Raw genomic sequence first — 20,876 nt, 5'->3', positions numbered from 1 at the left:
TCATGGGCATCGTGATCTTCGATGGAGTGGCCTACGGCATGCTCCTGTTTCTCATCGGCGTGGGCCTGTCCATCACGATGGGACTCATGAATTTCGTCAACCTCGCGCACGGCAGTTTCGCGATGGTGGGCGGCTACGCGGCCAGCGTGCTCATGAACCAGTGGGGCCTGGGCTTCGGGCTCTCGCTGGCGGCGGCCTTCGTGGCGGCGGCGCTGGTGGGTGCGGTGCTGGAGTTCGTGTTCTACCGGCGGCTGTACCGCGCGCACCCGCTGGACCAGGTGCTGCTGTCGATCGGCGTGGTGTTCGTCTCGATCGCCGCGTTCACCTACTTCTTCGGCCCGACGATGCAGCCCTTCACGCTGCCGAAGGCACTCGAGGGCCAGGTGTCGTTGCTCGGCCTCGAAGTGGGCCGCTACCGCCTGTTCCTCATCGGCTGCGGCGTGGCCGTGCTGGTCGCGCTGCTGCTGGGCCTGGGCAAGACGCGCTACGGTGCGATGGTGCGCGCCGCCGTCGACAACCAGCGCGTGGCGGGCGGCACGGGCATCCACGTGCAGCGCCTGTTCTTCCTGACCTTCTCGCTGGGCTGCGGCCTGGCGGGCCTGGGCGGCGCGCTGAGCCTGGGCATGCTGGGGCTGGAGCCGTCGTTCCCGCTCAAGTACCTCGTCTACTTTTTGATGGTGGTGTGCGTGGGCGGTGCGGGCACCGTCACCGGCCCGTTCATCGCGGCGCTGCTGGTCGGCATCGTCGACGTGGCGGGCAAGTACTACCTGCCTGAAATGGGCGCCTTTCTCATCTACGTGTTCATGATCGTCATGCTGCTGGTGCGCCCGAACGGCATCGTCGCCAAGAAGGGGCTCGCATGAAGCCGCTGAGCCTGTCCCCCGCGCAGCTGCGCGTGGCCGAAATCGCCTTCTGGCTCGCGCTCGCCTCGAGCTTCTTCCTCTTGCCCGACAAGCTCACGCTGATGAGCCAGATCATGATCTTCGGGCTCTTCGCCGTGTCGCTGGACATGGCGCTGGGCTACGCGGGCATCCTCACCGTGGGCCACGCGGCCTTTTTCGGCGCGGGCGCCTATGCGGCCGGCCTGCTCGCCAAGTACGGCTGGAGCGAGCCCTTCACCGGCCTGGCGTTCGCGCTCGCCGTGTGCGCCCTGCTGGGCTACGTGCTGAGCTACCTCGTGGTGCGCGGCGCCGACCTCACGCGGCTGATGATCACCATCGGCGTGTGCGTGCTGCTGTTCGAGCTGGCCAACCGGCTCTCGGGCATCACGGGCGGTACCGACGGCCTGCAGGGCGTGGTGATCGCGCCGGTGCTCGGCCTGTTCGACTTCGACCTCTACGGCAAGACCGCGTTCGGCTATGCCTTCGGCGTGGTGCTCGCGATGTTCCTGCTGGTGCGGCTGGTGCTGCGCTCGCCCTTCGGCCTGGCGCTGCGCGGCATCCACGACAGCCGCAAGCGCATGACGGCCATCGGCTCGCCGGTGGAAGCGCGCCTGCGCATGGCCTACGCGATGTCGGCCGCCGTGGCCGGCGTGGCGGGCGCGCTGCTGGCGCAGACCACGCAGTTCGTGGGCATCGAATCGATCAGCTTCAACCGCTCGGCCGAAGTGCTGATCATCCTCGTGCTCGGCGGCACCGGGCGGCTGTACGGCGGCCTCATCGGCGCCATCGTCTACATGCTGGTGCACGACTGGTTCGCCGACATGAACCCGCAGTACTGGATGTTCTGGCTCGGCATCTTCCTGATCGCGGCCGTCATGCTGGGACGCGGCGGGATCATGGGCGCGCTCTCGCGCGTGGTGCGCACGGGGAAGGCGCGATGAGCTCCACCACCGCAACCACCACGCACGCGCTGCGCACGCAGAACCTGGGCATCCGCTTCGGCGCCTTCCAGGCCGTGAGCGACGTCAACCTGTCGCTGGAACCCGGTGCGCGGCAGGCACTGATCGGCCCCAACGGCGCCGGCAAGACCACGCTCATCAACCTGCTCACGGGCGTGTTCAAGCCCACCAGCGGATCGATCCGCCTGGGCGAGCGCGACATCACGCGCCTGCCCGGCGACAAGCGCGCCCGCATGGGGCTGGCGCGCACCTTCCAGATCAACACGCTGTTTCCCAGCCTCACGCCGCTGCTGTCGGTGGTGCTGGCCATCAGCGAGCGCGAAGGCCTGGGCGCCACCTGGTGGCGGCCGCTCAAGGGCTGCACCGCCGTGTTCGACGAAGCGCATGCGCTGCTGGCCACGCTGAAGCTCGACGCCCTGGCCGACGTGCCCGTGGCCGAGCTGGCCTACGGCAAGCAGCGGCTGCTCGAGATCGCGCTGGCGCTCGCCGCCAAGCCCCGCATCCTGCTGCTCGACGAGCCCGCCGCCGGCGTGCCGGAAGACGAGAGCGGCGAACTCTTCGAAGCCATTGCGGCGCTGCCGGCCGACATCAGCGTGCTCTTCATCGAGCACGACATGAAGCTCGTGTTCCGCTTTGCGCGCCGCATCTCGGTGCTGGTGGGCGGACGCATCCTCACCGAAGGCACGCCCGCCGAGATCGGCGCCGACCCGCGCGTGCGCGAGGTCTACCTGGGAAGCTCGCACCACCATGGCTGAAACCGCCGCCCTCGCCTTCGACCGCGTCACCGCCGGCTACGGCAACGCCGTGGTCCTCGACCGCCTCGACTTCTCGCTGCGGCCCGGCGAAAGCCTGGCCATCCTCGGGCGCAACGGCGTGGGCAAGACCACGCTGCTCGAAACGCTGATGGGCAACACCCGCGTGATGCAGGGCGCGATCCGCTGGCAGGGCGCCGACATCACGCGCTGGCCCGCGCACCAGCGCGTGCGCGCGGGACTGGGCTGGGTGCCGCAGGAGCGCGAGGTGTTCCCCTCGCTCACGGTGGAAGAAAACCTCACGGTGATCGCCCGCCCCGGCAGCTGGACCTTGCAGCGCGTCTACGAGTTCTTTCCGCGCCTGCGCGAGCGGCGCGGCAACTACGGCAACCAGCTCTCGGGCGGCGAGCAGCAGATGCTGGCCATCGGCCGCGCGCTCATGACCAACCCGAAGCTGCTGCTGCTCGACGAGCCGATGGAAGGCCTCGCGCCGATCATCGTGGAAGAGCTGGCGGCGGCGATCCGGCGGCTGTGCGAATCGGAAGGCCTGGCTTCGATCGTGGTGGAGCAGCACCCGGTGCTGGCCCTGGACATGACGCACCAGGCGATCGTGCTGGAGCGCGGCACCGTCGTGCACGCCGGCCCGAGCGCGGCGCTGGCGTCCGACAAGGACTTGCTCGAAGGTTTGCTGGGCGTCGGCATCGCCGAGGCGCCGGCCGGCTGAGCCGTCAGGCCAGGCCGATCCGCCGGGCCCGCACGAAGAAACGCCACGACGCCAGTCCGCCGGCGATCAGGCTCACGCCCCACGACAGCCACACGCAGGTGTAGAGGATGAAGGCCAGGCCGACGTCCACCACGGGCGCCAGGAAGGTCGTGTCCTTGCCGAACAGCACATGGGTGCCCAGGCCCCACCACACGAAGTACGGCAGCGCGGCCAGGCACAGGCCGTAGACGAGGCTGGCCACCAGCGGGCCCAGGTACTCGCGCAGCACGGCCCAGCGCACGAGGAAGAACAGGGCCAGGTCCAGCAGCACCAGGGCCAGCAGGCCGAGGCCCAGGATGAGTTCGAGGGTCATGGCCGCACTGTAAGCATGCCGACCCGCGACAGGGCCGTGCGCGCGCCGGCGTACCGGCAGGCGCTACCGCGCGCCGCAGCACGCGGTACGCCTCGACCGCATCAGCTCAGCATCTGCCCGCGGCTGCCGATCACGGCCACGTCCACGAACTGGCCGCCTTCGCGGTTCGAACGGCCGTAGTTGATCTTCACGCCACCCAGGTCGAAGTTCTCGATGCTCGCCATGCCGCCGAGCACGGCGGCGCGCGTCGGCGCGGGGCCGGCGCGGCGCAGGCCCTCGGCCAGCACGGCGGCGTTCATGTAGCCCTCCAGGCTGGTGAGCGAGAAGTCCTTGGTGCCGTTGGCCAGCATGTCGGCCTGGTAGCGGCGCACGATCTCGAACTTGGTCGAGTACGGCGACGGCACCACGATCACGAAGCCCAGGCCGCGTGCCAGGTCGCCCATGGCCGACAGCGCGCTGGCCGTGATCGACAGGCCGTAGGCCGAGCTGCTGTTGCCCGCGCCGCGCAGCGCCTTCAGGAACACCGGCGCCGTGCCGGCCAGGCCGACCACCACCACCTGCGGCTTGGCCTTGGCGATGGCTTCGGCGGCCGGGCCCACTTCCATGCTCGTGGTGTTGGGCGTGGTGGCGATCACCGCCGGCTCCAGCTTGGCCTTGGCCAGCGCGTTCTTGAACGCCGCCAGCACCGACTGGCCCAGCGGGTCGTTCGAATGCACGAGGCCGATGCGGGTCTGGCCCAGCACGGCGGCCGTGCTCACCAGCTTGTCGACCTCCTGGTCGTAGTTGGCGCGCACCCAGAAGGTGTTGGGCGAGGTCTTCTTGCGCAGCGCGATGGTGCCGGTGATCGGGCCGACCACGGCCATGCCGGGCACCGCGTCCATCACCTCGGCGGTCTGGCGCGTGCCCAGCGGGTGCACCAGCGCGAGCACCGAGCTGTCCTTTTCGAAAGCCAGCGCGTTGGCCTTGGCCACCTCGGGCTTGAAGGTGTCGTCGGCCATCACGAGCTCGACCTTGCTGCCGTGGATGCCGCCGGCCTTGTTCAGCGCGTTGAAGAACGCGCTGGAGCCCTGGTACAGCCCCTGGCCGTTGGCCTTTTCGACGCTGCTGTTGTCGAAGGTCGTCCCGATGCGGATCGCACGGTTCTGCGCGAACGCCGGAAATCCCAGCCCGACGCCGGCCGCGGCGGCCGTCGTGGCGGCCAGCCCGGAAAGGGCGCGGCGGCGGCTGGTGGAAAGCGGCGCGGTCGACTCGCGCGGCACGGGGACGGTCATGATCAAAGCCTCCAATAGTCGGTGACAAAAGTTCACATTTCAAACAGAAATGTAACGCACCTCACTGGATCGGTCATGACAAACCCTAGAGCAGCTCCTCGCCCACGATGGGTAAAAGCAACCAGTTCTTGAAGCGCAGCCAGAGGAATTCGCCCGGTTCGTCCTCGTGCACGATGTCGCCGCCGGCATCGTCGTATTCCAGCCACTGCACGCGCCGCCCGCCCGGCGCGAGCCGCAGCCGGTAGCCCAGGTTGACGCGCTCGCCGTTCATGAGCTTGTCGTAGTCCTGCACCAGCCGCGGGCTGTCGATCACCAGCCCCATCTCGGTGTTGACGGCGGCCGAGCGGTGGTCGAGGTTCATCGAACCCACGAAGAAGCGCTCGTCGTCCACGATGGCCAGCTTGGCGTGCAGCCGGCTGATCGACTTGCCGAAGTCGCCGAAGCGCCCCGAACGCCCGGTGAGCGTGGGCGCAATCTCGTAGATGGTGACGCCGATCTTCAGCATGTCGGCGCGGTAGCGCTCGTAGCCCGCATAGGCCAGCGGCTCGTCGGTAGCGCCCAGCGAGTTGGTGACCACCGTGATGCGGCCGCCGCGCTCGATGGTCGCCTTCATCATCGCCATGCCGCGCGCACCCGGAATGAAGTACGGCGAGCCGATCTTCACTTCGTGCTTCGCCGCCTGGATCACGCCAAGCGCACCCTCGGTCACGCTGCCGCCGTAGGCCGCCTCGGCCTTGCGCGTGATCTTGTCGGGGTCGTCCACGAACAGCGTGGCCGGGGCCCAGTAGCGGTCGATGCGGCCGGTGGTGAGCTGCTCGCCGAGCGGCGACTTGTTCAGGATGTCGCGCTGGCGCATGGGCACGTCGGGCACGGCCGCGCGCGCCAGGGTGTCGAAGCGCCGCTGGGCTTCTTCCACCGGCACGCGCCGCGGCGCGATGCGTTCGATGGGCCAGGCGTGCTCGCTGTTCCAGTAGCGGTCGAAGCCCTCGGACATGCGCCGCACGATCGGCCCGCTGGACAGCACGTCCATGTCGATGAAGTTCGCCGCCGTGCTGCGCATGAAGTACTCGTTGGCGATGTTGCGCCCGCCCGAGACCGCAAAGCTGTTGTCGGCCACCAGCAGCTTGTTGTGCATGCGGTGGTTGATGCGCCCGAAGTCGCCCAGCGAGAACAGCAGCCGCGCGGCCAGCGAGCCGGCGCGCGAAGGCAGCGGGTTGAACAGCCGCACCTCGATGTTCGGGAAGGCCGAGAGGCTGCTGAACACCTCGTCCTCGCCCGCCGTGTACAGGTCGTCCACCAGAAGCCGCACGCGCACGCCGCGCGCGGCGGCCTCGCGCAGCTCCTTGAGGAACAGCAGGCCGACGTCGTCGTTGCTGATCAGGTAGTACTGCACGTCGAGCGACTTCTGCGCATGCCGCGCCAGCGAGATGCGCGCGTCGAACGCGAACGCCGCCTCGGGCAGCAGCCGGAAGCCCGACAGCCCCGCCGCCCCGCCCTGCGGCGCGTCCTGGGCGGCCAGCCGGCCCAGGTCGGTGTCGGCCACGTCGGTGATCGCGCTCGTGAGCACCGGGTGCGACTGCGGCGGCGGCAGGCTGGCGCAGCCCGCGAGCCAGGCGATGGCCAGCCCGCTCGACACCAGGGCGACAAAGCGACGAAGGCGGAACAGGGCGGCGGCCATGGGTCGCACTGTAGCGCCGCAGAGCCCGGCCGGGGCGGCATGCCGCCCTATGATCAACGGCACACACGGCAGCCAACGAAAAGAAGGAAAAAACGCGTGCTCAATGGGTTGTGGCTGGGGTTCTTCGGGATGGCGGCGCTCGCAGCGCTGGGACGGTGGCTCGTCGGCGGCGACCCGACCGTGTTCGCGGCGCTGGTCGAAAGCCTGTTCGCGATGGCGCGGCTGGCCGTCGAGGTGATGGTGCTGCTGTTCGGCACGCTCACGCTGTGGCTGGGCTTCCTGCGCATCGCGGAAACCGCCGGCCTCGTCGGCTGGCTCGCGCGCCTTCTCGGGCCGCTGTTCCGGCGGCTGATGCCGGGCGTGCCGGCCGGGCACCCGGCGCTCGGGCTCATCACGATGAACTTCGCGGCCAACGCGCTGGGGCTGGACAACGCCGCCACGCCGATCGGCCTGAAGGCCATGCGCGAACTGCAGCGCCTGAACCCCGACCCCGTGACGGCCACCAACGCGCAGATCCTGTTCCTGGTGCTCAACGCCTCGTCACTGACCTTGCTTCCCGTCACCATCTTCATGTACCGGGCGCAGCAGGGCGCGAGCGACCCGACGCTGGTGTTCCTGCCGATCCTGCTGGCCACGAGCGCCTCGACGCTGGTGGGCCTGCTGTCGGTGGCGGTGGTGCAGCGCCTGCGGCTGTGGGACCCGGTGGTGCTGGCCTACCTGGTGCCCGGCGCGCTGCTGCTGGGCGGCTTCATGGCGCTTTTGGGCACGCTGTCGGCGGCGGCCATCGCCTCGCTGTCGTCGCTGCTGGGCAACCTCACGCTGTTCGGCGTGATCATCGTGTTCCTGGCGGCCGGCGCGATCCGGCGCGTCAAGGTCTACGAGGCCTTTGTCGAAGGCGCGAAGGAAGGCTTCGACATCGCGAAGCACCTGCTGCCCTACCTCGTCGCGATGCTGTGCGCGGTGGGCGTGCTGCGCGCCTCGGGCGCGCTCGACTTCGCGCTCGACGGCCTGCGGTGGCTGGTGCAGGCGGGCGGCTGGGACGCGCGCTTTGTCGACGCCATGCCCACGGCGCTCGTCAAGCCCTTCTCGGGCAGCGCGGCGCGCGCGATGCTCATCGAGACCATGAAGACCCAGGGCGTCGACAGCTTTCCCGCGCTGGTGGCCGCCACCATCCAGGGCAGCACCGAGACCACGTTCTACGTGCTGGCGGTGTACTTCGGCGCGGTGGGCATCCAGCGCGCGCGGCACACCGTGGCCTGCGCGTTGCTGGCGGAGCTGGCGGGGGTGGTGGCCGCGATTGCGGTCTGCTACTGGTTCTTCGGCTGAGCCCGCTTACTTGCGGGGCTCGACCACAGGAAACATCAGGTCGAAGTTGTCGAGCATCCCGAACAGCTCGCCCAGCTTCGCCCGGTTGCCGTCGATCTTCACGAGCCCCGACTGCACCGCTTCCGGAAAGGTCGTCTGCTTCAGCGTGATCGCATCGAGCGTCGCCCGGCTCAATGTGACCGTGGCATCCGCGCCGGCCGCCTGCTGGTTCTTCACGTGCGTGAGCGCCGAGTTCTCCAGCGTCAGCACGAACTTCTGGTTCGAATCGGTGAAGTTCCAGTTGACCACCATCGTCTTGCCCTCGGCCTTGGTCGCGTCGAGCCGCACGCCGAGGAAGTCGAAGAAGAGCTCGTTGCTCACTGCCTTCAGCGTGTCGCCGTTCGCGCTGCTGCCGCCCGGGATCTTCGGCACGCCGTTGCGCAGTTCCATCGCGCCCACCAGGTAGGCGCTGCGCCAGGTGCCCGCCTCCGACTGGTAGCCCAGCTGTTCGAGCGCGTCGGCGCCGAGTTCGCGTGCCGCGCGGTTCGCCGGGTCGGCGTACACCACCTGGCTCATCGCGCTGGCCACCCAGCGGTACTCGCCCTTCTTGAAGTCTTCACGCGCGCGCGCCACCACCGCGTCGGCGCCGCCCATGTACTCGACCGTCTTCTTCGCCTGCGCCACCGGCGGCAGCGGGTTCAGGTTGGCCGGGTTGGCGTCGTACCAGCCCAGGTACTTCTGGTAGACCGCCTTCGCGTTGTGGCGCAGCGTGCCGTAGTAGCCGCGCGTGGACCACTCCTGCTCCAGGCTCGCGGGCATGCGCAGCGTCTCGGCGATCTCGGACGCCGTGTAGCCATGGTTCAGCAGGCGCAGCGACTGGTCGTTGATGAACTTGTACATGTCGCGCTGCTTCTTCAGCAGGTCGACGATGCGTTCGCGCCCCGTGGTGGGCCAGTGGTGCTGCGCGATGAGCACGTCGGCCTTGTCGCCGAAGGCCACGCGGGCCTCGTCGATGTATTTGGCCCACAGGTTGCCGTCGCGCACCTCGGCGCCGCGGATCGTGTACAGGTTGTGCATGTTGTGCGTCACGTCCTCGGCCATGTTGAGCACGCGGAACTGCGGCAGGTACATGAGCATCTCGGACGGCGCCTCCGAGCCCGGCACCAGCTGGAACACGATCTGCACGCCGTCGATGGTGCGTTCTTCGGTGGTCTTCTCGATGGTCGAGGTGGGCGCGATCAGCGTCACGCTGCCGCGCGCCAGCGCCTTGCCCAGGCCCGTGTCGACCTGGCCGCGCGCGCCCGGCGGCAGCAGCGTGCCGAACTGGTACTGCGAGCGGCGGTTCATCGCATTGCCCGCCAGGATGTTCTCGGCCACCGCCGATTCCATGAAGCCCGAGGGCGCGATCACCTGCACCTTGCCCGCGGCCACGTCGGCCTCGTTGACCACGCCCTTCACGCCGCCGAAGTGGTCGGCATGGCCGTGCGTGTAGATCACCGTGCCGACCGGCTTCTTCGGGCGGTGCTGGTAGTACAGCTCGAGCGCGGCACGTGCCGTCTCGGCGGCGAGCAGCGGGTCGATCACGATCAGCGAGGTGTCGCCTTCGACGATGGTGACGTTCGCCAGGTCGAAGCCGCGCACCTGGTAGACGCGGTCGGTCACCTTGAACAGCCCGTGAATCGCATTGAGCTGCGCCTGCCGCCACAGGCTCGGGTTGACCGTGTCGGCCGCCTCGTTCGCCTTCAGGAAGTCGTAGGGCTTCATGTTCCAGACCGGGCGCGGGCCGCTGCCGCTCACGAGGGCGTCGGGCACGGTGCCGATGAAGCCGCGCATCGCGTCCTCGAAGTCCTGCCTGTTCGCAAAGGGCAGCGCCTTCGCCATGTCGGCGTTGGCCTTCAGCGTGACGGGCTCGGCCGCCTTGGGCGCGACCACCGGCTGCGCGGTGGCGGTGAAGGCACAGGCCCAGGCGACAAGGGCCAGGGAGAAACGGGTGGGCGCGAAAGAAGAAGCACGGGCAATGCGGGTCATCGATGTCTCGGGGTTGGGTCTGTCGGACGACGAAAGCACGGGAAGGCAGCGGCCGATTTTCGGAAGCACCCAACCCCTTGGCAAATGCAAAATGCGCGCTTGCTTTTGAACCGAAACGCAAAATGCAGCTGCGCCACCTCCAGCACCTGATCGCCCTCGCCGAGCAAGGCAGCTTCGGGCGTGCCGCGCAGGCCGTACACCTGTCGCAGCCCGCGCTCTCGCGCAGCATCGACGCGCTGGAGCAGGCGCTGAAGGCGCGTCTGGTCGATCGCGCCTACGGCACCGTGCGCTTCACGCAGGCGGGCGAGCTGGTCCTGGCGCGGGCCCGCGAGCTGGTCGCCGACGCGCGGCAGATCCAGCGCGAGGTGCAGCAGCTCGAAGGCCTCACGCTCGGCAGCCTCAACGTGGGCCTGGGCCCGTTCGCGGCCGGGCTGCTGGGGCGCGCGGCGCTGTCGCTCATGACGCAACGCCACCCGCAGCTGCTGATGCGCATGGAAGTGGCCGACACCCCCACCCTGAGCGAGCGCCTGCACCGGCGCCAGATCGACCTGTTCATTGCAGACACCCGCGACCTGAAGAAGCAGCCCGGCCTGAAGCTGGCGCGGCTGCCCAACGTGCCGGTGTCCTTCTTCGTGCGGCCCCGGCATCCGCTGCTCAGGCAGCCGGCGCCGGTCACGCTCGAGCAGCTCATGGACTACCCGGTGGCCGGCCCCAACCTGCCGGCCGAGGTGGCCGCGCATTTCGACCGGCAGATCCGCCGCACCGACCGCGGCGTGTTCAACGTGACCTGCGACGACGCCGACACGCTGCGGCACCTCGCGCTCACGGCCCACGCGGTGATCCTCGCGCCCCACGCACCCGGCCTCGCGCCCGAGACCGCCGCGCTCGCGCCGCTGCCGGTGGCGGGCCTGTCGCGCATGCGCACCCACTACAGCCTGGTGACGCTGGCGGGCCGCACGCCCTCGGCGGCCGCCACGGTCTATACCCGGCTGGTGACCGAGTTGCTCGGGCCGGTTCAGCAGCCCGCCAGAGCCTGAGCCAAAATGGCCCCTTCTCCGCCGTTCACCGCCTTGCCGTCCGTTCTCCCGTGACCACCTCCCGCCGGGCCCAGCCCCCCTCCTTCTCGCCCGGCGAATTCCGCAAGGCACTCGGCATGTTCGCCACCGGCGTGACCATCGTCACCGCGCGCGCGGCCGACGGCAGCCTGGTCGGCCTCACGGCCAACTCGTTCAACTCGGTGTCGCTGGCGCCGCCGCTGGTGCTGTGGAGCCTGGCGCGCGCGGCGGCGTCGATGTCGGCGCTGCGCGCCGGCTCGCACTACGCGGTCAACATCCTGGCCGCCAACCAGAAGGCGCTGGCGGAGCGCTTCGCCACCAAGAACATCGACCGCTGGGCCAACGTGGCCTACACCGACGGCCTGGGCGGCGCGCCGGTGCTGCAGGGCGCGGCGGCGAGCTTCGAGTGCTTCAACCGCAGCCGCTACGACGAAGGCGATCACGTGATCTTCGTGGGCGAGGTGGAGCGCTGCACGCACGACCCCGACGCCTCGCCGCTGCTGTTCCACGGCGGGCGCTTCTACACCGAGCACCCGTTGTGAAACGCCCCGCGCTGCTGGCCGTCCTGCTGCTCGCCGCGCGGATCGCCACGGCGCAGGGCACCACTGAGCCATCGCCGCTGCGGCAGAACTGGTTCGACGACCCCTTCTTCCAGGTCGCCGCGGGCCTGCCGGCCTGCCCCATGCCGCAAGGCCCCTACTACACCGCCGAGGAGCGCCGCGCGCAGACCCACTCGCGGCTGGAGCGCGGCACCAGCTGCTGGCTCGCCGGCAAATGCACCGACAGCAACGCCTACCGCTACGACAAGCCGCTCGCGCCGAAGGTGCGCGCCGCGCTGCTCGCGGTGCCGGGCGTGCGCCGCAGCAGCGTGTGGGTCACGGTGCAGCGCCGCTGGGCCTACCTGCAGGGCTGCGTGCCCGACGCGGCGCTGGCCCGCAGGCTCGAGCGCGCGGCGCGCACCGTGGCCGAGGTCGAGACCGTGGTGCCCGACCTGATGGTGGGCACGCGCGGCAAGCCGCCCTACCCGCTGGCCGGGCACTGAGCGGCGCCGCACGGGTTCTTCGCCGGCGCGATACGATCATCGGATGAATTCCGCGGCCCGTGCCGCCACCGACTGACCGCGAATGATCCAGCGCAAGACCCACCTCGACTCCCTGGCCATCGGCCTGCTCATCGTCTGCTGCGCGTTCTGGGGCTTGCAGCAGATCCTCATCAAGACCACCGTGACCGAGGTGCCGCCGCTGTGGCAGGCCACGGTGCGCATGGTCGGCGCGGTGGCGCTGCTGTGGCTGTGGTGCGCAGTGCGGCGCGTGCCGCTGTTCGAGCGCGACGGCACGCTGTGGCCCGGACTGCTGGCCGGCCTGCTGTTCGCGGGCGAGTTCGCCGGCATCTACCTGGGGCTGCAGCACACCAGCGCCTCGCGGCTCACGGTGTTCCTCTACACGGCCCCGTTCTGGGTCTCGCTGCTGCTGCCGCGCTGGGTGCCGGCCGAGCGGCTGCGCGGCTTCCAGTGGCTGGGCCTGTTCATCGCCTTCGCGGGCGTGGTGCTGGCCTTCAGCGAGGGCTTCGGCCACATGAGCTCGTCGCAGCTCATCGGCGACGGCATGGCGCTGGCGGCCGGCATGCTCTGGGGCCTGACCACGCTCACGCTGCGCACCACGCGCCTGGCCACGGCCAGCGCCGAGAAAACGCTGTTCTACCAAGTCGCCGTGACCGCCGCCGTGTGCCCCCTGCTGTCGCTCGCGCTCGGCGAAACCTGGGGCTTCTCGTACTCGGCCTGGGCCTGGACTTCCATCGGCCTGCAGACGGTGGTCGGCGCCTTCGCCAGCTACCTCACCTGGATGTGGCTGCTGCGGCACTACCCGGCCACGCAGATGTCGTCCTTCACCTTTCTCACGCCGCTGTTCGCGCTGATCTTCGGCGTGGCGCTGCTGAAGGAGCCGCTCACGCTGCAGCTGGTGGTGGCACTGATCGGCGTGGCGCTGGGCATCGTGCTGGTGAACCGGCGGCCTGCGGTACAACGCCCGGCATGAGCAAGAAACTCCACCGGTTCCAGCCCGTCCTCGACGAGATCGTCGCCACCCTGCGCCTGCAGCTCGGCCAGGGCGGCACCGTGGCCAGCTACATCCCGGCGCTGGCGCGCGTCGATGCGCGGCAGTTCGGCATCGCGCTGCGCACCTGCGACGGCGAGGAAGCCGGCGCGGGCGACTTCGAGACGCCCTTCTCCATTCAAAGCGTGTCCAAGCTCTTCACGCTCACGCTCGCCATGCAGCGCATGGGCGACGCGCTGTGGGAGCGCATCGGGCGCGAGCCCTCGGGCAACCCCTTCAACTCACTGGTGCAGCTGGAGAACGAGCAAGGCAAGCCGCGCAACCCCTTCATCAATGCCGGCGCCATCGCGGTGGCCGACCGGCTCGTGAGCCAGGCCAAGGCCAAGGGCGGCAGCGCCAAGGCCGACATCCTCGCGCTCATGAGCAGCCTGTGCGGCGAGCGCATCGACTTCGACGGCGAGGTGGCGCAGTCGGAGGCCGACACGGGCTTTCGCAACGTCGCGCTGGCCAACTTCATGAAGAGCTTCGGCAAGATCGACAACGACGTGGCCGAGGTGCTCGACACCTACTTCCACCAGTGCGCGCTGCGCATGAGCTGCCGCCAGCTCGCGCGCGCCGCTGCCTTCCTGTGCCGCGACGGCGCGCACCCGATCGCCGGCGAGCCCGAGGTCACGGGCGAGCGGCAGACGCGCCGCATCAACTCGCTCATGCTCACCTGCGGCACCTACGACGCGGCCGGCGACGTCGCCTTTTCGATCGGCCTGCCCTGCAAGAGCGGCGTGGGCGGCGGCATCGTCGCGGTGGTGCCCGACCAGCTCACGCTGTGCGTGTGGTCGCCGGCGCTCGATGCCACCGGCAACTCGCTGCTGGGCATGAAGGCGCTGGAGATGTTCGTGGCGCGCACCGGGCTGTCGGTGTTCTGACCTGCGGTCAGGTCGGCACAGCCACCGGCGCCCCGGGCAGGCAGCCCATGCCGTCGAGCGCGGCCTCCACCGCTTCTTCGAGCGGCGTGTGCGGCTCGCGGCCCAGGAAGGCCACCAGCTTCGCGTTGTCCATGCCCACGGGCGTGCGCCACAGGTAGCGCATCTCGCGCAGCTCGCGAAAGGTGACGACGAAGGGCGAGGCCAGCGCCAGCAGCCACCAGGGAAAGGCCGACACGCGCACCTGGGCGCCGGTGCGCCGGGCCACCACCTTGCGGATCGCGTCGCTCATGCGCGTGCCGTCGGCGTCCCAGTGGCCGGCCATGTGGAAGCGCGCAAAGGGCGCGAGCCGGTCGCGCCGCGCCAGCAACTCGACCATGGTGCGGGCCACATCCGGCAGGTACGACCACTGGTGGCCGACACCGGGGTCGCCGGGGCAGCTGACGGCCCGGACCGGTTGGCCCGCCTTCACCAGCCCCTGCGAGAACCAGTTGTTGCCCGCCTTCGGGCCGAAGAAGTCGCCCGCGCGCACGATCAGCACGCGCGCGCCTTCGCGGCTGGCGTCTTCGAGGCGCCGTTCCATCTCGACGCGGATCGCGCCCTTGGCGGTGAGCGGGCGCTGCGGCGAGTCTTCGGCCAGCAGCGGGAAGGCATCGGGGCCGAAGTTGTAGACCGTGCCGGGCAGCACGACGGTCGCGCCCTCGGCCTTCGCGGCGACGAGGGTGCTGTCGAGCATCGGCAGCACCAGCTCCGACCAGCCGCGGTAGCCCGGCGGGTTGACCGCATGCACGATGACCGCGCAGCCCTTCGCGGCCCGCCGCACGGCCTGCGCGTCCATCGCGTCGCCGGCCAGCCAGGTGATGCCCTCGCGCTTTCCTTCGACCGCGCCGCGCTTCAGGGCGCGCACCTCCCAGCCCGCATCGCACAGCTGGCGGGCCACCTCGCCGCCAATGCCGCCCGTGGCGCCGAGCACCAGAACCGTGTTGTCGTTGCGTGCCATGAAATGCTCCTGAACAGTGATCGATGGACGAATTCTGGGCAGGATGGGGTTCGAATGGAATTGCCGAACATGCACCATCGGCCATACATTTCCGTATGACCTGGAACATCAGCTGGGAGCTGTACCGCTCCTTCCTCGGCGTGCTGCGCGAGGGCTCGCTCTCAGGCGCGGCGCGCGCACTCGGTATCACGCAGCCCACCGTCGGTCGCCACGTGGCGGCGCTCGAAGAAGCGCTCGGCGTGGTGCTCTTCACCCGCTCGCAGGTGGGCCTGCTGCCCACCGAAGTGGCGCTCGCCCTGCGCACGCACGCCGAGGCCATGGAAAGCACCGCCGCCTCGCTGCAGCGCGCGGCCAGCAGCCAGGGCGACGGCGTGCGCGGCGTGGTGCGGGTGTCGGTCAGCGAGGTGGTCGCGGTGGAGGTGCTGCCGCCCGTGGTGGCGCGGCTGCGCGAGGCGCACCCGGCGCTGAAGGTCGAGCTGGTGGCGACCAACCGCGTGCAGGACCTGCTGCGGCGCGAGGCCGACATCGCCGTGCGCATGGTCCGGCCCCGGCAGGCGCAGCTGGTGGCGCGCCGCATCGGGAACATCGAGCTGGGCTTTCACGCGCACACCAGCTACCTGGCGCGCCATGGCACGCCGCGCACGCCCGACGACCTGGCGGCGCACGCGCTCATCGGCTACGACCAGCCCTCGGCCTTCGTGCGCGAGGCGATCAAGTCCTTCAAGTCGGTCACGGGCTTCACGCGCGATGCCTTTGCGCTGCGCACCGACAGCGACCTCGCGCAGCTGGCCCTCATCCGTGCAGGTGCGGGCATCGGCGTGTGCCAGGTCGGCCTGGCGCGACGCGACACCGCGCTGGTGCGCCTGCTGCCGCGCGCGCTCTCGCTGAAGCTCGACACCTGGGTCACGATGCACGAGGACCTGCGCCACAGCCCGCGCTGCCGCGTGGCCTTCGATGCGCTGGTTGAGGGCTTGCAACAGTACGTTGGCGTGGCGGCCGCCCCCGCGCCCCGGGCGACAATGCCCCGCGCAAGACCCAAAGCTTCTCCCTGAATGACGACGACCGATTCCCCCGACCACCTCCCCCTGCAGGAACCCCGCCTCTGGCGCGACGACCTCTGGACCGCCCGCATCATCAAGAACGAGGAAGACGACGGCTGGGCCGTCGAGATGACCCGCCACGGCGACCCCGAGCCCGCGCTCGTCGGCCCCTGGACCATGGGCCGCGACAAGAAGAACCCCAAGCCGCTGGACACCCCCGCCTTCCACACGTTGGTGAAGACCGCGGCCGAAGTGATCCGCCGCCACGAACAGCAGCTGCACGCCACGCTCAACAAGAGCGTGACGGTCACCGCGCGCAACGAGCAGCGCATCCGCGTGGCGCTGTCGATCGTGCCCGACGAAGACAACCCCTCGGCCACGCTCACGGCGTATGACGATGCCGACGACTCGGAACTGGCGAGCGTGAACGTGTCGCCCGCGTTCCGGCTCACGACCTCGAGCGCGACCGCGTGGATCGAGTCGGACTACGCACGCCCGCGCAGCTGATGTGTTCAGGCGCTGCGCGCGAATAGCACACGCGCCGCACTTTCGCCAATTAGCGAAAGAGCGTATGTTCACGCCGGGGTGAGTTGAGAAGAATCCGCCCCAACGAGCAATCGTTCCCAGTCATACGACGCCCGCTGCCAGTGCTGCCAGCGAGGTGTCGGGCAATTAAGCCCGAACCGGTTTCACCACCGGTTCGGGCTTTTTTGTTTTTTCGGTCGCAACAACGCCTTTTCAAAACGGATGCACGTCATCCGGTGGCGCAGCTTTGCCCGAAGAAAAAGCACTGGCAGCACAGCGCTCGTTTGCAGGGGCCGCGCGGCGGGAGGAGACACCCAAAACGCGGTTCCGAAGGTCGGATGTTCCTGATGACTCGCACAAAACCAAAGCAAAGGAATTTGACATGACGAACGCTTTCAACCGCCGCCAGATCGTGAAGACGGGCGGCTCGATGATCGTGCTAGGCGCCGCCTCCGGCGTGGCCGGCCTGGCCCGCGCGCAGGACGGCGCCACCGTGAAGCTCGGCCTGCTGCATTCGCTCTCGGGCACCATCGCCATCGCCGAGGCTTCGCTGGTCGATGCCGAGAAGCTGGCCATCGAGGAGATCAACGCCGCCGGCGGCGTGATGGGCAAGAAGATCGAGGCCGTGGTCGAAGACGGCGCGAGCGAGAACTCGGTGTTCGCCGAGAAGGCGCGCAAGCTGCTGGAGCGCGACAAGGTGGCGGCCATCATCGGCTGCTACACCTCGGCCTCGCGCAAGGCGCTGCTGCCGGTGCTCAACCAGGCCAAGGGCCTGCTGTTCTACCCCACCTACTACGAAGGCCAGGAGCAGGACAAGCGCGTGTTCTACCCCTCGCAGGAAGCCACGCAGTCGGTGATCGCGGCGGTGGAATGGATGGCGCGCGAGAAGGGCAAGAACTTCTTCCTCGTCGGCTCCGACTACATCTACCCGCGCACCTGCAACAAGATCGCCAAGCCCGCCATCGCGAAGGCCGGCGGCAAGGTGCTCGGCGAGGAGTACGCACCGCTGGGCCACACCGAGTTCTCGTCGATCATCAACAAGATCAAGGCCGCCAAGCCCGACTGCATCTACAGCACCGTGGTGGGCGGCTCCAACGTGGCCTTCTACAAGCAGCTGCGCGCGGCCGGGCTCGACGGTGCCAAGCAGGTGCTGCTGTCGACCGTGGTGTCGGAAAACGAGATCGACGGCATCGGCAAGGACAACGCCGCCGGCTACTACGCCTGCATGGGCTACTTCCAGAGCATCAAGTCGCCGGCCAACGAGAAGTTCGTGAAGGCCTTCAAGGCCAAGTACGGGCAGGACCGCGTGATCGGCGACCCGATGGAGGTGGCCTACAACAGCGTGTACCTGTGGAAGCTGGCGGTGGAAAAGGCCAAGTCCTTCGACGTCGACAAGGTCACGGCCGCCGCCGCGGGCGTGGAGATCGAGGCGCCCGAGGGCACGGTGCGCGTGCACGCCACCAACCACCACGTGTGGAAGAAGGTGCGCGTAGGCCGCGCGCGGCCCGACGGGCAGTTCGACATCGTGTGGGAATCGCCGCAGCTGGTCGAGCCCAACCCCTTCCCGAAGGTCTGAACGCGATGAACTTCGACATCGCGGTGATGCAGGTGTTCAACGGCGTGAGCCTGTTCACCATCCTGCTGCTCATGGCCATCGGGCTGGCCATCGTGTTCGGCCTGATGGGCGTCATCAACATGGCGCACGGCGAGCTGATGGCGCTGGGCGCCTACATGACCTACCTGGCGGCGCGCTTCTTCGCGCACTACGCGCCGGGCTTCATGGACCTGTACCTGTTCGCCGCGATTCCGTTCGCGTTCGCCGTGACCTTCGTGTTCGGCTATGTGCTGGAGCGGGGCTTCATCCGCTTCTTCTACGACCGCCCGCTGGACACCCTGCTGGCCACGTGGGGCCTGAGCCTCATGCTGCAGCAGGCCTACCGCTCGATCTTCGGCGCGCAGGAAGTGAGCGTGCCGCTGGCCTCGTGGCTGGCGGGGGCGTGGGAGCCCACGGCAAGCATCCAGTTGCCGCTGAACCGCATCTTCATCGTCGGTCTCACGGCCCTGGTGGCGGTCGGCGTGTACCTGCTGCTGTACCGCACGCCCTGGGGGCTGAAGGTGCGCGCGGTGACGCAGAACCGCGCCATCGCCGGTGCGGTGGGCATCGACACGCACCGCGTCGACGCGATGACCTTCGCGCTGGGCTCGGGCCTGGCGGGCATCGCGGGCGCGGTGTTCACCATGATCGGCTCGACCAACCCCGGCACGGGCCAGCTGTACATCGTCGACTCGTTCATCGTGGTGGTGTTCGGCGGCGTGCAAAGCCTCATCGGCACCGCGCTCTCGGGCTTTGCCATCGCGCAGTCGCAGACCTGGCTCGAGTACCTCATGAGCGGCTCGATGGCCAAGGCCACGATCCTGCTGCTGGTGATCGCGGTGCTGTACTTCCGGCCCAACGGCCTGTTCGCCACGCGGTCGAGGAGCTGAGGCATGCACGGTCTTTCTCCTCAACGCAAGCGCGACATCGGCGCCCTGCTCGCGGTGCTGGTGCTGCTGGTGGTGCTGCCGCTCACGCTCGACCCGTTCCGCCTCAACCTCGTGAGCAAGTACCTGGCCTTCGCGTTCGTCGCGGTGGGCGTGGTGCTCACCTGGGGCTACGGCGGCGTGCTGAGCCTGGGCCAGGGCATGTTCTTCGGGCTGGGCGGCTACATGATGGCCATGTTCCTCAAGCTCGAGGCCTCGGCGCCCGAGCTGCCGGACTTCATGGTGTGGAGCAGCGTCGAGCAGCTGCCCGCGTGGTGGCAGCCCTTCCACTCGCTGGGCTGGACGGTGGTGGGCATCCTCGTCGTGCCTGCCGTGCTGGCCTACGTGTTCTCGTACGCGATCTTCAAGCGGCGCGTGAGCGGCGTGTACTTCGCGATCGTCACGCTGTCGCTGGCGCTCACGCTCACGGTGGTGGTGGTCGGCCAGCAGGGCGACACCGGCGGCGCCAACGGCATCACCGATTTCCGCACGCTGCTGGGCTGGGACATCGCGGGCGATGAAGCCAAGCGCACGATGTACTTCGTCGAGGTGGCGGCCATCGCGCTCGTGATGATGGTGTCGCTCGCCATCGTGCGCAGCCGCTTCGGCAAGCTGCTGATCGCCATCCGCGACAAGGAAGACCGCGTGCGCTTCAGCGGCTACAACACGGCGCACATGAAGGCCTTCGTGTTCGCGGTGGCAGCCGTCTTGTCGGCCATCGGCGGTGCGTTCTACAGCCTGCAGGTGGGGCTCATCGCACCGGGCGTGATCGGCGTCGTGGCCTCGGTCGAGATGGTGATCTACGCGGCGGTCGGCGGGCGGCTGTCGATTCCGGGCGCGGTGATCGGCGCGCTCTTGATCGGCTTTCTCAAGTCGTACCTGTCGGAGACCTTCCCCGAAGGCTGGCTGTACGTGCTGGGCGCGGTGTTCATCCTCGTGGTGTGGGCGATGCCGAACGGGCTCGCGGGGCTGGGCGAAAAGCTCGTGCGCCGCCGTACCTCGGAGGTGGCGCCATGAACGCCACGATGACGATGCCCAACGGCGGGCTGCCGCAGGCCGCTTCGGCGGTGCCGCCGTCGAGCGAGCAGATCCTGCGCATCGAGGACCTCACCGTGTCCTTCGACGGCTTCAAGGCCGTGGACGGGCTCAGCCTCTCGGTCGAGCGCAACGAGCTGCGCGTGATCATCGGCCCCAACGGCGCCGGCAAGACCACGCTGCTCGACATGGTCTGCGGCAAGACCAAGCCCAGCGCGGGCCGCGTGCTGTTCAACGGGCAGGACCTCGGCCGCCTGAACGAGTACGAGATCGTGCGCGCCGGCGTGGGCCGCAAGTTCCAGACGCCCTCGGTCTACGAAGACCTCACGGTGCTGGAGAACTTCGAGATCTCGCTGCCGCGCATGCACGGCCTGCTGCAGTCGCTGACCTTTCGCCGCACGCCCCCCGTGCGTGCGCGCATCGACGCGATGGCCGAGCAGGTCTTCCTGGCCGATCGCCTGGGCCACCGCGCCGGGCAACTCAGCCATGGGCAGAAGCAGTGGCTCGAGATCGGGATGCTGCTGATGCAGGAGCCCGAGCTGCTGCTGCTCGACGAGCCCGTGGCCGGCATGAGCCCGCGCGAGCGCGAACAGACCGGCGACCTGCTGCGGCGCATCTCGGCCGGCAAGTCGGTGGTCGTGATCGAGCACGACATGGACTTCGTCAAGCGCATCGCGCACCGCGTCACGGTGCTGCACCAGGGCAAGTTGCTGAGCGAAGGCACGGCCGCCGAAGTGCAGGCCGACCCGCGCGTGATCGACGTGTACCTCGGCCATTGAG

Annotated in this window: 21 protein-coding genes; 16 read left to right on the top strand and 5 right to left on the bottom strand. The window is 69.1% G+C overall.

Translation table 11 applies throughout. The features are described 5' to 3' along the window. Positions 1-2: 2 nt before the first annotated feature. Genes AC07YS_RS26925 through AC07YS_RS26910 form a run of 4 tightly spaced genes read left to right on the top strand, consistent with a single transcriptional unit; the run spans position 3 to position 3,316 of the window. Positions 3-863: a branched-chain amino acid ABC transporter permease gene (locus AC07YS_RS26925; protein WP_495269484.1), complete on the top strand. Its 861-nt coding sequence runs from the start codon at positions 3-5 to the stop codon at positions 861-863. After that, positions 860-1,822: a branched-chain amino acid ABC transporter permease gene (locus AC07YS_RS26920; RefSeq protein ID WP_095948518.1), complete on the top strand. Its 963-nt coding sequence runs from the start codon at positions 860-862 to the stop codon at positions 1,820-1,822. Before AC07YS_RS26925 ends, AC07YS_RS26920 begins: the two co-directional genes overlap by 4 nt. Further along, positions 1,819-2,595: an ABC transporter ATP-binding protein gene (locus AC07YS_RS26915; protein ID WP_095948517.1), complete on the top strand. Its 777-nt coding sequence runs from the start codon at positions 1,819-1,821 to the stop codon at positions 2,593-2,595. Before AC07YS_RS26920 ends, AC07YS_RS26915 begins: the two co-directional genes overlap by 4 nt. Beyond that, positions 2,588-3,316: an ABC transporter ATP-binding protein gene (locus tag AC07YS_RS26910; protein ID WP_495269483.1), complete on the top strand. Its 729-nt coding sequence runs from the start codon at positions 2,588-2,590 to the stop codon at positions 3,314-3,316. Before AC07YS_RS26915 ends, AC07YS_RS26910 begins: the two co-directional genes overlap by 8 nt. Positions 3,317-3,320: 4 nt before the next feature. On the opposite strand, the gene AC07YS_RS26905 is transcribed toward AC07YS_RS26910, so the two are convergent. The 3 genes from AC07YS_RS26905 to AC07YS_RS26895 form a co-directional block, all read right to left on the bottom strand. Beyond that, complete coding sequence (locus tag AC07YS_RS26905) at positions 3,321-3,668, bottom strand: hypothetical protein (RefSeq protein ID WP_495269482.1); 348 nt, start codon at positions 3,666-3,668, stop codon at positions 3,321-3,323. Between the two features lie 101 nt (positions 3,669-3,769). Beyond that, a complete protein-coding gene (locus AC07YS_RS26900; protein WP_495269481.1) occupies positions 3,770-4,939 on the bottom strand; it encodes an ABC transporter substrate-binding protein in 1,170 nt (389 codons plus the stop codon). An 85-nt stretch (positions 4,940-5,024) separates the two neighbouring features. Continuing rightward, positions 5,025-6,617, bottom strand: coding sequence for a phospholipase D family protein (locus tag AC07YS_RS26895; protein WP_495269480.1), 1,593 nt, complete (start codon positions 6,615-6,617; stop codon positions 5,025-5,027). 96 nt (positions 6,618-6,713) lie between these two features. Here AC07YS_RS26895 and AC07YS_RS26890 point away from each other — a divergent pair, with 96 nt between their 5' ends. Continuing rightward, complete coding sequence (locus AC07YS_RS26890; protein ID WP_062470462.1) at positions 6,714-7,943, top strand: nucleoside recognition domain-containing protein; 1,230 nt, start codon at positions 6,714-6,716, stop codon at positions 7,941-7,943. A gap of 6 nt (positions 7,944-7,949) precedes the next feature. On the opposite strand, the gene AC07YS_RS26885 is transcribed toward AC07YS_RS26890, so the two are convergent. Further along, positions 7,950-9,950, bottom strand: coding sequence for an alkyl/aryl-sulfatase (locus tag AC07YS_RS26885; RefSeq protein WP_495269479.1), 2,001 nt, complete (start codon positions 9,948-9,950; stop codon positions 7,950-7,952). Between the two features lie 122 nt (positions 9,951-10,072). Here AC07YS_RS26885 and AC07YS_RS26880 point away from each other — a divergent pair, with 122 nt between their 5' ends. From AC07YS_RS26880 to AC07YS_RS26860, 5 genes are all read left to right on the top strand, one after another. After that, entirely contained in the window at positions 10,073-10,987 is a 915-nt protein-coding gene (locus AC07YS_RS26880) for a LysR family transcriptional regulator (protein WP_139703541.1), read from the top strand. A 50-nt stretch (positions 10,988-11,037) separates the two neighbouring features. Next, the gene (locus AC07YS_RS26875; RefSeq protein WP_495269478.1) at positions 11,038-11,547 is read left to right on the top strand and encodes a flavin reductase family protein; all 510 of its coding nucleotides are present in this window, start codon (positions 11,038-11,040) and stop codon (positions 11,545-11,547) included. Beyond that, complete coding sequence (locus tag AC07YS_RS26870) at positions 11,544-12,047, top strand: BON domain-containing protein (RefSeq protein WP_495269477.1); 504 nt, start codon at positions 11,544-11,546, stop codon at positions 12,045-12,047. Before AC07YS_RS26875 ends, AC07YS_RS26870 begins: the two co-directional genes overlap by 4 nt. A gap of 82 nt (positions 12,048-12,129) precedes the next feature. Beyond that, entirely contained in the window at positions 12,130-13,038 is a 909-nt protein-coding gene (locus AC07YS_RS26865; protein WP_062470449.1) for a DMT family transporter, read from the top strand. Then, positions 13,035-13,979 carry a glutaminase gene (locus tag AC07YS_RS26860; RefSeq protein ID WP_495269476.1) on the top strand — a complete coding sequence of 315 codons (945 nt, stop codon included), beginning with the start codon at positions 13,035-13,037 and terminating at the stop codon, positions 13,977-13,979. Before AC07YS_RS26865 ends, AC07YS_RS26860 begins: the two co-directional genes overlap by 4 nt. A 7-nt stretch (positions 13,980-13,986) precedes the next feature. Here the strand turns inward: AC07YS_RS26860 and AC07YS_RS26855 are convergent, their stop codons facing one another. Then, positions 13,987-14,976 (bottom strand): NAD-dependent epimerase/dehydratase family protein, encoded by a 990-nt coding sequence (locus AC07YS_RS26855; protein ID WP_495269475.1) that lies wholly within the window; start codon positions 14,974-14,976, stop codon positions 13,987-13,989. Between the two features lie 95 nt (positions 14,977-15,071). Between AC07YS_RS26855 and AC07YS_RS26850 the strand changes: the two genes are divergently transcribed. The 6 genes from AC07YS_RS26850 (at position 15,072) to urtD (ending at position 20,875) form a co-directional block, all read left to right on the top strand. Continuing rightward, entirely contained in the window at positions 15,072-16,028 is a 957-nt protein-coding gene (locus AC07YS_RS26850) for a LysR family transcriptional regulator (RefSeq protein ID WP_495269474.1), read from the top strand. Next, positions 16,029-16,523, top strand: coding sequence for a hypothetical protein (locus tag AC07YS_RS26845; protein ID WP_307696772.1), 495 nt, complete (start codon positions 16,029-16,031; stop codon positions 16,521-16,523). 400 nt (positions 16,524-16,923) lie between these two features. Next, complete coding sequence (gene urtA, locus AC07YS_RS26840) at positions 16,924-18,117, top strand: urea ABC transporter substrate-binding protein (RefSeq protein WP_139703526.1); 1,194 nt, start codon at positions 16,924-16,926, stop codon at positions 18,115-18,117. Between the two features lie 5 nt (positions 18,118-18,122). After that, a complete protein-coding gene (gene urtB, locus AC07YS_RS26835; protein ID WP_495269473.1) occupies positions 18,123-19,025 on the top strand; it encodes an urea ABC transporter permease subunit UrtB in 903 nt (300 codons plus the stop codon). A gap of 3 nt (positions 19,026-19,028) precedes the next feature. Beyond that, entirely contained in the window at positions 19,029-20,078 is a 1,050-nt protein-coding gene (gene urtC / locus AC07YS_RS26830; RefSeq protein ID WP_495269472.1) for an urea ABC transporter permease subunit UrtC, read from the top strand. Positions 20,079-20,092: 14 nt separating this feature from the next. After that, positions 20,093-20,875, top strand: coding sequence for an urea ABC transporter ATP-binding protein UrtD (urtD, locus tag AC07YS_RS26825; protein ID WP_495269490.1), 783 nt, complete (start codon positions 20,093-20,095; stop codon positions 20,873-20,875). The last annotated feature ends 1 nt before the right edge of the window (position 20,876 follow it).

Source organism: Variovorax sp. GW458-11-26-14-LB1, from assembly GCF_059423965.1.
The sequence above is the reverse complement of the archived record's forward strand: the minus strand, read 5'-3'. Positions and strand labels throughout refer to the sequence as shown.

Bases quoted from the DNA above. Each gene is read 5' to 3' on its own strand.
- AC07YS_RS26925 (WP_495269484.1), top strand. From the start codon at position 3: ATGGGCATCGTGATCTTCGATGGAGTGGCCTACGGCATGCTCCTGTTT.
- AC07YS_RS26920 (WP_095948518.1), top strand. From the start codon at position 860: ATGAAGCCGCTGAGCCTGTCCCCCGCGCAGCTGCGCGTGGCCGAAATC.
- AC07YS_RS26915 (WP_095948517.1), top strand. From the start codon at position 1,819: ATGAGCTCCACCACCGCAACCACCACGCACGCGCTGCGCACGCAGAAC.
- AC07YS_RS26910 (WP_495269483.1), top strand. From the start codon at position 2,588: ATGGCTGAAACCGCCGCCCTCGCCTTCGACCGCGTCACCGCCGGCTAC.
- AC07YS_RS26905 (WP_495269482.1), bottom strand. From the start codon at position 3,668: ATGACCCTCGAACTCATCCTGGGCCTCGGCCTGCTGGCCCTGGTGCTG.
- AC07YS_RS26900 (WP_495269481.1), bottom strand. From the start codon at position 4,939: ATGACCGTCCCCGTGCCGCGCGAGTCGACCGCGCCGCTTTCCACCAGC.
- AC07YS_RS26895 (WP_495269480.1), bottom strand. From the start codon at position 6,617: ATGGCCGCCGCCCTGTTCCGCCTTCGTCGCTTTGTCGCCCTGGTGTCG.
- AC07YS_RS26885 (WP_495269479.1), bottom strand. From the start codon at position 9,950: ATGACCCGCATTGCCCGTGCTTCTTCTTTCGCGCCCACCCGTTTCTCC.
- AC07YS_RS26880 (WP_139703541.1), top strand. From the start codon at position 10,073: ATGCAGCTGCGCCACCTCCAGCACCTGATCGCCCTCGCCGAGCAAGGC.
- AC07YS_RS26865 (WP_062470449.1), top strand. From the start codon at position 12,130: ATGATCCAGCGCAAGACCCACCTCGACTCCCTGGCCATCGGCCTGCTC.
- AC07YS_RS26860 (WP_495269476.1), top strand. From the start codon at position 13,035: ATGAGCAAGAAACTCCACCGGTTCCAGCCCGTCCTCGACGAGATCGTC.
- AC07YS_RS26855 (WP_495269475.1), bottom strand. From the start codon at position 14,976: ATGGCACGCAACGACAACACGGTTCTGGTGCTCGGCGCCACGGGCGGC.
- AC07YS_RS26850 (WP_495269474.1), top strand. From the start codon at position 15,072: ATGACCTGGAACATCAGCTGGGAGCTGTACCGCTCCTTCCTCGGCGTG.
- AC07YS_RS26845 (WP_307696772.1), top strand. From the start codon at position 16,029: ATGACGACGACCGATTCCCCCGACCACCTCCCCCTGCAGGAACCCCGC.
- urtA (WP_139703526.1), top strand. From the start codon at position 16,924: ATGACGAACGCTTTCAACCGCCGCCAGATCGTGAAGACGGGCGGCTCG.
- urtB (WP_495269473.1), top strand. From the start codon at position 18,123: ATGAACTTCGACATCGCGGTGATGCAGGTGTTCAACGGCGTGAGCCTG.
- urtC (WP_495269472.1), top strand. From the start codon at position 19,029: ATGCACGGTCTTTCTCCTCAACGCAAGCGCGACATCGGCGCCCTGCTC.
- urtD (WP_495269490.1), top strand. From the start codon at position 20,093: ATGCCCAACGGCGGGCTGCCGCAGGCCGCTTCGGCGGTGCCGCCGTCG.